The following is a 9,023-nucleotide window of genomic DNA, read 5'->3' as shown; positions in this document are numbered from 1 at the left end:
CCGCCTGCACGGCCCGGGACCGGTGCGCGCCGGGCTGCTCGCCGTGGTGGGCCGGGGCGCGCCCAGCACCGCGCTCGCGATGTCGCGGGACGCCGTCGAGGTGCGGCTGCGCTGGCTCGGCGGCGAGCGGGCGGCGCCGGGCCGGCCGCCCGGCAGGGCCGGGTACGTCCTCGCGGCCGCACTCGCCCTGGCCCCCGCGCTCGCCTCGATCGCGGTCGTCGCGCTGGGCGTGCTGCTCTACTGCCTCAGCGTGCGCCCCCTCTGATCCCGCCGGGCCGCGGCGACTCCCGTTACTACTATGGTGGATAGTAGTCGGACATCCCGCGACCACGGAGGGCCCATGGGGACGAACGAGCGGCGGAGCACCGCCAAGCGCGACACGCTGCTGGTCGCGGTCCTGCTGGTGGTCGGCGTCGGCCTGTTCGCCTCCCTGGCCACCCGGCCCTCGGAGAAGGACGCGGGACGCGCGCCCGCCACGGGTGCGAGCGCGTCCCCGTCCGGTACGCCCGCCGAGGATGCGGGGCCGCTGACCTCGGTCGCCCGCCGCGCGCCGGACGACCCCCTCGCCGTCGGCCGTCCCGACGCGCCGGTCACGATGGTCGTCTACTCCGACTTCCGGTGCCCGTTCTGCGCCAAGTTCGGCCGGGACATCGAACCCGAACTGATTGAGCGTTATGTCGGTAAGGGCACGCTGCGCATCGAATGGCGCGACTTCCCGATCTTCGGCGAGCAGTCCGTGAACGCCGCCAAGGCGGCCAGGGCCGCCGGGGCCCAGGGCAGGTACCGGGAGTTCACCGCCGCGCTGTTCGCCGCGGCGCCGGACAGCGGCCACCCGAACCTCACCGCCGCCGTGCTGCGGAAGTTCGCCGAGAAGGCCGGGGTGCCCGACCTCGCCCGGTTCGACGCCGATATGGCGAGCGCCAGGTTCGACGAGGCCATCGAGAAGGACATGATCGAGGGGCAGGCCATCGGCGTGCCGAGCACCCCGGCCTTCCTCATCAACGGGCGGCCCCTGCTCGGCGCGCAGCCCGTCGAGGAGTTCACCGCGATGGTCGACGAGGCGGCGGCCCGGGGATGACGCAGGTCGGGTTCCTCGGTGCCTTCCTCGGCGGGCTGCTCTCGCTGGTGAGCCCGTGCTCGGCGCTGCTGCTGCCGTCCTTCTTCGCGTACGCCTTCGGACGGGTCGGCACGCTGGCCCGGCGCACGGCCGTGTTCTACGCCGGGCTCGCGGTCGTGCTCGTGCCGCTCGGCGCCGGAGTCGGGGCCGTCGGGGCGCTGGTCACCCGCTATCGCGACGTGGCCACGACCGTCGGCGGGGTCGTGCTGATCCTCCTGGGCGGGGCCGCGATCCTCGGCAAGGGGTTCGGCCTGGCCGCCGCGCAACGGGCGACCGCGCGGATCCGGATCTCCTCGACGGGGTCGGTGTTCGCGCTCGGCGCCGTCTACGGCCTGGCCGGGTTCTGCTCGGGGCCGCTGCTCGGGAGCGTGTTGACCGTCTCCGCCGCGGGCGGCGAGCCCGTCTACGGCGGGGCGCTGATGGCGCTCTACGCGCTCGGCATGGCCGTGCCGCTGTTCTTCCTCGCGCTGCTGTGGGACCGCTTCGACCTCGGCCGCCGGGCCTGGCTGCGGGGCAGGCCGATCCGCCTCGGCCCGCTGCGCACGCACACCACCAGCCTGGTCTCCGGGCTGCTCTTCGTCGCGATCGGCGTGCTGTTCCTCCTCACCGACGGCACCGCCGACCTCGGGGGCCTGTCCGGCGTGGACGAGCAGTTCTCCCTCCAGGTGTGGGTCAGGGACGTGGCGGGCCGGGTGCCCGACGCGCTGCTGCCCCTGGCGCTGGTGCTGGCCGCCGTCGCCGTCCTCCTGGCCCGGCTGCGCCGCTCCCGTGCAACCCGCGAGCCGGCCGTTCCCGATGAGGCGGCCTCCGATCACGGCGACGGCTGACCGTGCCCCCATATGCCCGATTCATCCCCTAAGGGGTGCTAAGGGCGATTTACAATAAGGGGACGCTGCAATCTTCGAGCCGGGTCCGGGGTTCCGCGCACGGCCCGGCCGGGTGCTCGCGGGGCAGGAAGGGGCACGTCATGCCGGGGAACAAGGGCGTCATCTACGAGGGTCCGGGCAGGGTCGAGGTGCGCGCCACGGACTATCCCGACTTCGAGCTGAAAGACGGCCCGGGCGTGAACCCGGCCAACGTCGGCCGCAAGCTCCCGCACGCCGCGATCATCAAGGCGATCGCCACCAACATCTGCGGCAGCGACCAGCACATGGTGCGCGGCCGCACGACCGCGCCCCAGGGGCTCGTCCTCGGGCACGAGATCACCGGCGAGGTCGCCGAGGTGGGACCGGACGTCGAGTTCGTCAAGGTCGGCGACATGGTCTCGGTCCCGTTCAACATCTCCTGCGGCCGGTGCCGCAACTGCAAGGAGGGCAAGACCGGCATCTGCGAGAACGTCAACCCGGACCAGCCCGGATCGGCGTACGGGTACGTCGACATGGGCGGCTGGGTCGGCGGGCAGGCGGAGTACGTGCTGGTGCCATACGCGGACTGGAACCTGCTCAAGTTCCCCGACCGGGACCAGGCGATGGAGAAGATCCTCGACCTCGCCATGCTGGCCGACATCTTCCCGACCGGGTTCCACGGCTGCGTCACCGCCGGGGTCGGGCCGGGCTCGACCGTCTACATCGCGGGCGCGGGACCGGTCGGGCTGGCCGCGGCCGCGTCGGCGTTCCTGCTCGGGGCGGCGGTCGTCATCGTCGGCGACCTGAACAAGGAACGGCTGGCGCAGGCCCGCGGCTTCGGCTGCGAGACCGCCGACGTCTCGGAGGGGGAGCCGGCGCAGCACATCGAGCGCATCCTCGGCGTCCCCGAGGTGGACTGCGCCGTGGACGCGGTGGGCTTCGAGGCGCGCGGCCACGGGCGCGAGGCCGGCACGGAGCACCCCGCCACCGTGCTCAACACGATCATGGCGGTGACCCGGGCGGGGGGCGCCGTGGGCATCCCCGGCCTCTACGTCACCGGCGACCCCGGGGCCAAGGACGAGGCGGCCCGGCAGGGCTCGCTGTCGATCAGGATCGGCCTCGGCTGGGCCAAGTCGTTGTCGTTCACCACCGGGCAGTGCCCGGTCATGCGCTACAACAGGCAGCTCATGATGGCGATCCTGCACGACCGGGTGCGCATCGCCGAGGCGGTGAACGCCACGCCGATCCCGCTCGACCAGGCGCCCCGGGGATACGAGGAGTTCGACAAGGGGGCGGCCCGCAAGTACGTGCTCGACCCGCACGGGATGCTGGCGGGCGCGGCCTGACACCGTGGCCGCCTGACACCGGGACGGCCTGATGTGGGCGCGCCCTGACACTGGCGCGGCCTGGGGCCGGAGCACGGCGTGACACCGGGGCGGCTCGGCCGCCGCCTGAGGCCGGTCGGCCGCGCCTCGGGTGCGCGTGCTCCGCGTCCGCGGCCGCCGCGGCCGGCGTCACCAGTCGCCGTCGCCGCCCTCGTCGTCGTCCTCGAAGATCTCTTCGACGACCTCGCCCAGGACGAGGCCGCCGACCACGCCCGCGACCCCGGCCGCGGCGACCGCCCCCCACCCGGGCCCGTCGCGGTGCTCGTGGTGCTCCGGGTGATAGCCGTACGGCTGCGCGTGGCCGTGCGGCTGGTGCCCGTAGGGCTCCGCGTGCCCGTACGGCTGATGTCCGTAAGGGGCGTGGTGGGACATGCCGTGGTGCGTCCCGTGATGGGACAGCCCGGCCAGCCAGCGGTCGATCTCGCCCGCCCAGTCGACGCGCAGCGCCTCCTCGTGGCCGACCTGGAAACGGCCGATCACGTCGTCGCCGCCGCCGTACCCGCCGGAGTGCCGGTCGGCCTCCAGCACGACCTCCAGCCCCGACGGGGAGGCGACGAAGGTCAGCTCGACCTCGCCCACGTGCCCGGCGTACCGCGCCGGAGGGTGGAACTCGATCTCCTGGTAGAACGGCAGCTCCTGGTACGCGCCGTGGATGCGCCCGGCCTCCAGATCGGCCGACCTGAAGTGGAATCCCAGCTCCTGGAACGCCCGCAGGACGCGGAGCTGGGAGGGCAGCGGCTCGACCGCCACCATGTCGAGGTCGCCCCTGTCCACGGCGCCGGCGACGGCCAGCTCGGTGCGCACGCCGAGCGCCATGCCGGTCAGGTGCGTGCCGTCGATCTCGCTGATCGGCGTCTCCCACGGAACGGGGATCTGGAAGCCGACGACGCGCCCCTCGCCGGCGCGCAGCGTGAACGGGCCCGAGACCGGGACGCGCAGGAACTCGGCGAGGCCGTCGTGCTCGCCGCCGCCGTGCTCGACCTCCACCCGGGCGACCAGGCCCAGGGTGACGTGCTCGATGCCGGCGTCGAAGTCGCCGCCCCGGAGCCGCACCTCGCCGGTCAGCAGCCCGCCGGGCCGGATCCGGGAAGTGGACAGAACGGTGTCCACCGAGGGCGCGCCCACGCCGAAGGCGCCCAGCAAGCGTTTGAATACCACGGCTTCTCCTGTCGGAAGATCGGTCGTACCAACCGCATGCGAGAACGATCAACGACGGGGCGCGGTTCCTGAGCCCCAGGAGGTCAGCCCGCCGCCTGGCGGACCACCCCCGCCTCCTCCAGGCGGGCGATGCCGGCCGCGTCGAAGCCCAGCTCCGCCAGCACCTCGCGGGTGTGCTGCCCGAGCAGCGGCGGCGCCGCGATCTTCCGGTCGGCCGGGACGCTCGCGAGGCTGAAACCGGTGCGGACCATGTCCAGCGTCCCCGCCGTGGGGTGCTCGACCTGGAAGGTCGCGCCCTCGGTCGCGCGCAGCGCCTCCAGGACGCCCCGGATCCGGCCCACCGGCACGCCCGCCTCGTCGAGCAGCGCCGTCCACTCGGCCGCCGGGCGGGTCGCGAACAGGGCGCTCAGCTCGGGTATCAGCAGGTCCCGGTTGCGCACCCGGTCGCCGTTGGTCGCGAACCGCGCGTCGGCCCCCAGATCCGGCCGCCCGACCGCGTCGCACAACGCCCGGAACAGCCGGTCGTTGCCCGCCGCGACCACGAACCACCCGTCGGAGGCCGCGAACGTCTGGTACGGCACCACGGTCGGGTGGGCGTTGCCGTACCTGGCGGGCTCGGCGCCGGAGACGAGCGCGCTCTGGGCGACGTTGACCAGCCCGGACAGGGCCGAGTTGAGCAGCGACACCTCGACCCGCTCGCCCTCGCCGCAGGTGGCCCGCCGGTAGAGCGCGCCGAGGATCGCGACGGCAGCGTTCAGCCCGGACAGCACGTCGATGATCGCGACGCCCGCCTTGGTCGGCGTGTCCTCCCCGGTGATGTGCATGAAGCCGCTCTCACCCTGGATCGTGGCGTCGAAGCCCGGCCGGTCCTCGCCGCCGTAGCCCCTGATCGAGCAGTACACGACCGACGGGTTGGCCCGCCGTACGGTCTCCTCGTCGAGGCCGAGCCGGGCGGCGACGCCGGGCCGGAAGTTCTCGATCACCACGTCCGCGCCCGCGCACAGCCGCCGGGCGACCTCGCGGCCCTCCGGGTGCTTCACGTCGAGCGCGACGCCGCGCTTGCCGCGGTTGGCCGACAGGTAGTACGCGGCCTCGCCTCCGGCGTGGGGCGGGCCCCAGGCGCGGCTGTCGTCGCCGTGCCCGGGATGCTCCACTTTGATCACTTCGGCGCCCATCTCGGCCAGCAGCATCGTGGCGTACGGCCCGGCGAGCACCCGGGAGAAGTCCGCCACCCGCACGCCCGCCAGCGGGCCCGCTCCCGTCCGCGCCCCGGTCACGAGCCGAACCTCCGCACCGCGTCCACCGCGTCGAGCCAGCGGCGGTATCCGTCGCCGGGCAGCGGCCGCGGCGTGAAGACCCGCCGGCCCTCGCCCGCCTCGGCCACCTCGGCGAGGTCCTTCCAGACCCCGGCCCCGAGCCCGGCCAGGAAGGCCGCGCCCATCGCCGTGGTCTCGGTCGTCCGCGGCCGGACGACCGGCCGCCCGAGGAGGTCGGCCTGGATCTGGCAGAGCAGGTCGTTGGCCGCGGCCCCGCCGTCCACGGCGAGCCGGTCCACCGGGATGCCCGCCGTTCCGGTGACCGCCTCCACGACGTCGCGGATCTGGTACGCGATGCCGTCCAGGACGGCGCGGGCGACGTGCGCGTCGGTGGTGCCCCGGGTGATGCCGAGGAGCGCGCCCCTGGCGTGCGGGTCCCAGTGCGGGGTGCCGATGCCGGTGAGCGCGGGCACGAAGACCACCCCGTCGGCGTCCGGCACCGACGCCGCCAGCGCCTCGCTGTCGGCCGAGCGCTCGATCAGCTTCAGCCCGTCGCGCAACCACTGCACCGCCGCGCCGGTGACGAACACCGACCCTTCCAGGGCGTACTGCACCGGTCGCCCCTCCAGCCGCCAGGCGACCGTGGACAGCAGCCCGGCCCCGGCCGGGGCGATCCGGTCGCCCGTGTTGACCAGCAGGAAGCTACCCGTGCCGTACGTGCACTTCATCGCGCCGGGGGCGAACCCGGCCTGCCCGAACAGCGCCGCCTGCTGGTCGCCGGCGACGCCGGAGACGGGCACGTCCAGCCCGAGGAAGTGCTCCGGGTCGGTGCGGCCGATGCTCCCGCTCGACGGGACGATCTCCGGCAGCGCCGCGAGGGGCACCCCGAAGAGCCCGGCCAGCTCCTCCGACCAGCGCGCCGAGGCGAGGTCGAGCAGCAGCGTGCGCGAGGCGTTGGACGGGTCGGTCGCGTGCAGCCGCCCGCCGGTCAGCCGGGCCAGCAGATAGGAGTCGACCGTCCCGACCGCGACCCGGCCCGCGCGCACCCCCTCCCACACGTCGGGCAGGTTCGCGCTCAGCCAGGCGAGCTTGGTCGCGGAGAAGTACGGGTCCAGGGGGAGCCCGGTCAGCTCGCGGACCCGCGGCTCGTGCTCGCGGAGCCGGTCGCACTCCCCGGCGGAGCGGCGGTCCTGCCACACGATCGCGCGGGTGGCCGGGCGCAGCGTGTCGCGCTCCCACAGGACGACGGTCTCGCGCTGGTTGGTCAGGCCCACACAGGAGACCGTCACCGGCTCGCCCCGGTCGGCTGCGGCGGCGAGGGCCTCGGAGGCGGCGGCGAGGACCGCGGCCCAGATCTCGTCCGGGTCGTGCTCCACCAGCCCGGGGGCGGGGAAGTGCTGCGGGAACTCGCGCTGGCCGCGCGCCAGCACCCGCCCGTCCTCGGCGACCAGCAGGCAGGTGACGCCGGTCGTCCCGGCGTCGATCGACAGGACGGTCACGCGGCACCACTCCCGCGCCCGGCCAGCTCGTCGAGCAGCGGCAGCAGCTCCGCGTCCTCGGACGCGGCCAGCGCCGACCGGCGCACCTCGGCGGCGCGCAGGTACTCGTCCGCCTGCTCCCGCGCCCACCCGTCCGGGCGGTCCAGAGCCCGGGCGAGCAGCCCGGCCACGTGCGGGGCCGCCTCGGCGCCGCCGTCGGCGGTCTCCAGCCCGGCCCTGCTGCGGCGCAGCAGCACGTCGTCCACGGTCATCGCGGCCTCGTGCCTGGCCGCGTAGAGGACCTCGGCGGCCAGCAGCGACGGCGCGCCCGGCACCGGACGCAGCAGCTCCGGATCGCGCCGCCCCATGGTGAGCAGCGCCGGATAGTCGGAGCCGTACCGGCGGGCCAGCCGCTCCACGGCGGTGAGGGGCACCCCGGCGGCGGACGCGGCCGCGTCGCGGCGGGTCCACGCCTGGGCGAAGCCGTTCGCCCCGACCAGGGCCAGGTGCTCGGTGGCGGAGGGACGCGCGGCGCGCAGCCCGGCCGCGACCGCGTCCACCGCGTCGCGCGCCATCACCCGGTACGTGGTGAGCTTGCCGCCCGCGACGACCACGCAGCCGGGCGCGACCTCGCGTACGACGTGCTCGCGGCTGATCGCCTGCGTGTTCTGCCGGTCGGGCTGGTCCACGAGCGGCCGCAGGCCGGCGTACACGCCGAGCACGTCCGACTGGCGCAGCGGCTCGCGCAGCCACTGGTTGGCCTGGTCGAGCAGGTAGCGGACGTCGGCGCCGGTCGCCAGCACCGGGCCGGGGCCGTTCTCCCACGGCGTGTCGGTGGTGCCGAGCAGCACCACGTCGCCGGTCGGGATGACGAACAGCACCGAGCTGGGCGTGCGCACGATGAGGGCGCTGTCCAGCGGCAGCCGCTCCCGGGAGAACACCAGGTGGACGCCCTTGGACGCGCGCACCCGGACGTCGGCCGAGCCGAGCATCTTCTGGGCGAGCCCGGACCAGGGGCCGGTCGCGAGGACCACCCGCCGGGCCCGGATCCGGAACTCCTCGCCGCTCAGCGCGTCCACGCAGGTCGCCACCGTGTGGTCGGAGCGGGTGGCGAGGCCGGTCACCTTCACCCGGCTGAGCACGGTCGCGCCCTCGCGCGCCGCCGTACGGGCCAGGGTCAGGACGAGCCGGGCGTCGTCCACGTGCCCGTCCTCGTAGCGGAGCGCGCCGACCGCGGCGTCCGGCCGGAGCACGGGCGCCTGCCGGAGCAGGCCGCGCCGGCTCAGGTGCCGGTGCCTGCGGAAGCCGTGCCGGTCGCCCATGCCCGCCAGCGCGTCGTACAGGGTGAGCCCGGCCCCGATGTACCCGCGCTCCCACACCCGGTGGGTGAGCGGCAGGAGGAAGGACATCCGGCGCACGAGGTGCGGCGCCAGCTCCTGCAGCAGCCCGCGCTCGTGCAGCGCCTCGCGCACCAGGCCGAACTCCATCTGCTCCAGGTAGCGCACGCCGCCGTGCAGCAGCCGGCTGGAGTTGCTCGACGTGCCGGAGGCGAGGTCGCCGCCCTCGACGAGCGCCGTGGTCAGCCCGCGCGAGGCCGCGTCGAGCGCGGCCCCCGTGCCGGTCGCGCCGCCGCCCACCACCAGGACGTCCAGCACCTCCCGGCCGAGCTCGGCCAGGTCGGCGTCCCTGCGCAGCGGGTCGAGCGCCGCGCCCGCCCCGAACGGCAGCCCCGCCGCGAACGGCTCCGGCGTCGTCTCGTTGTCGGTAGTCATCATCCGCACCGT

At 74.9% G+C, this 9,023-nt stretch carries 8 protein-coding genes; 4 read left to right on the top strand and 4 right to left on the bottom strand.

Features of this window, described 5'->3' with window-relative positions; all coding sequences use genetic code 11:
• The 4 genes from AWQ70_RS40535 to fdhA all read left to right on the top strand — a co-directional run.
• Positions 1–265 (top strand): hypothetical protein (locus AWQ70_RS40535; RefSeq protein ID WP_218004543.1); only part of this gene is annotated, 265 nt, incomplete at its 5' end.
• A 75-nt stretch (positions 266–340) separates the two neighbouring features.
• Complete coding sequence (locus AWQ70_RS16025; RefSeq protein WP_067176537.1) at positions 341–1,078, top strand: DsbA family protein; 738 nt, start codon at positions 341–343, stop codon at positions 1,076–1,078.
• Complete coding sequence (locus AWQ70_RS16020; RefSeq protein ID WP_067176534.1) at positions 1,075–1,944, top strand: cytochrome c biogenesis CcdA family protein; 870 nt, start codon at positions 1,075–1,077, stop codon at positions 1,942–1,944. Before AWQ70_RS16025 ends, AWQ70_RS16020 begins: the two co-directional genes overlap by 4 nt.
• Before the next feature lie 140 nt (positions 1,945–2,084).
• Positions 2,085–3,308 (top strand): formaldehyde dehydrogenase, glutathione-independent, encoded by a 1,224-nt coding sequence (fdhA, locus tag AWQ70_RS16015; protein WP_067176532.1) that lies wholly within the window; start codon positions 2,085–2,087, stop codon positions 3,306–3,308.
• Between the two features lie 168 nt (positions 3,309–3,476).
• Here the strand turns inward: fdhA and AWQ70_RS16010 are convergent, their stop codons facing one another.
• From AWQ70_RS16010 to AWQ70_RS15995, 4 genes are all read right to left on the bottom strand, one after another.
• Positions 3,477–4,505: a sporulation protein gene (locus tag AWQ70_RS16010; protein WP_067176530.1), complete on the bottom strand. Its 1,029-nt coding sequence runs from the start codon at positions 4,503–4,505 to the stop codon at positions 3,477–3,479.
• 83 nt (positions 4,506–4,588) lie between these two features.
• Positions 4,589–5,782, bottom strand: coding sequence for a CaiB/BaiF CoA transferase family protein (locus AWQ70_RS16005; protein ID WP_067176528.1), 1,194 nt, complete (start codon positions 5,780–5,782; stop codon positions 4,589–4,591).
• Positions 5,779–7,260 carry a glycerol kinase GlpK gene (gene glpK / locus AWQ70_RS16000; RefSeq protein WP_067176526.1) on the bottom strand — a complete coding sequence of 494 codons (1,482 nt, stop codon included), beginning with the start codon at positions 7,258–7,260 and terminating at the stop codon, positions 5,779–5,781. The genes AWQ70_RS16005 and glpK overlap by 4 nt, the downstream gene beginning before the upstream one ends.
• Positions 7,257–9,011 (bottom strand): glycerol-3-phosphate dehydrogenase/oxidase, encoded by a 1,755-nt coding sequence (locus AWQ70_RS15995; protein WP_084517205.1) that lies wholly within the window; start codon positions 9,009–9,011, stop codon positions 7,257–7,259. The genes glpK and AWQ70_RS15995 overlap by 4 nt, the downstream gene beginning before the upstream one ends.
• Positions 9,012–9,023 lie beyond the last annotated feature (12 nt).

Source organism: Microtetraspora niveoalba, assembly GCF_001570405.1.
Classification (GTDB): domain Bacteria; phylum Actinomycetota; class Actinomycetes; order Streptosporangiales; family Streptosporangiaceae; genus Microtetraspora; species Microtetraspora niveoalba.
Note: the sequence above shows the minus strand (reverse complement) of the source record. Positions and strands in the feature narration are given on the sequence as shown.

Bases quoted from the DNA above. Each gene is read 5' to 3' on its own strand.
- AWQ70_RS16025 (WP_067176537.1), top strand. From the start codon at position 341: ATGGGGACGAACGAGCGGCGGAGCACCGCCAAGCGCGACACGCTGCTG.
- AWQ70_RS16020 (WP_067176534.1), top strand. From the start codon at position 1,075: ATGACGCAGGTCGGGTTCCTCGGTGCCTTCCTCGGCGGGCTGCTCTCG.
- fdhA (WP_067176532.1), top strand. From the start codon at position 2,085: ATGCCGGGGAACAAGGGCGTCATCTACGAGGGTCCGGGCAGGGTCGAG.
- AWQ70_RS15995 (WP_084517205.1), bottom strand. From the start codon at position 9,011: ATGACTACCGACAACGAGACGACGCCGGAGCCGTTCGCGGCGGGGCTG.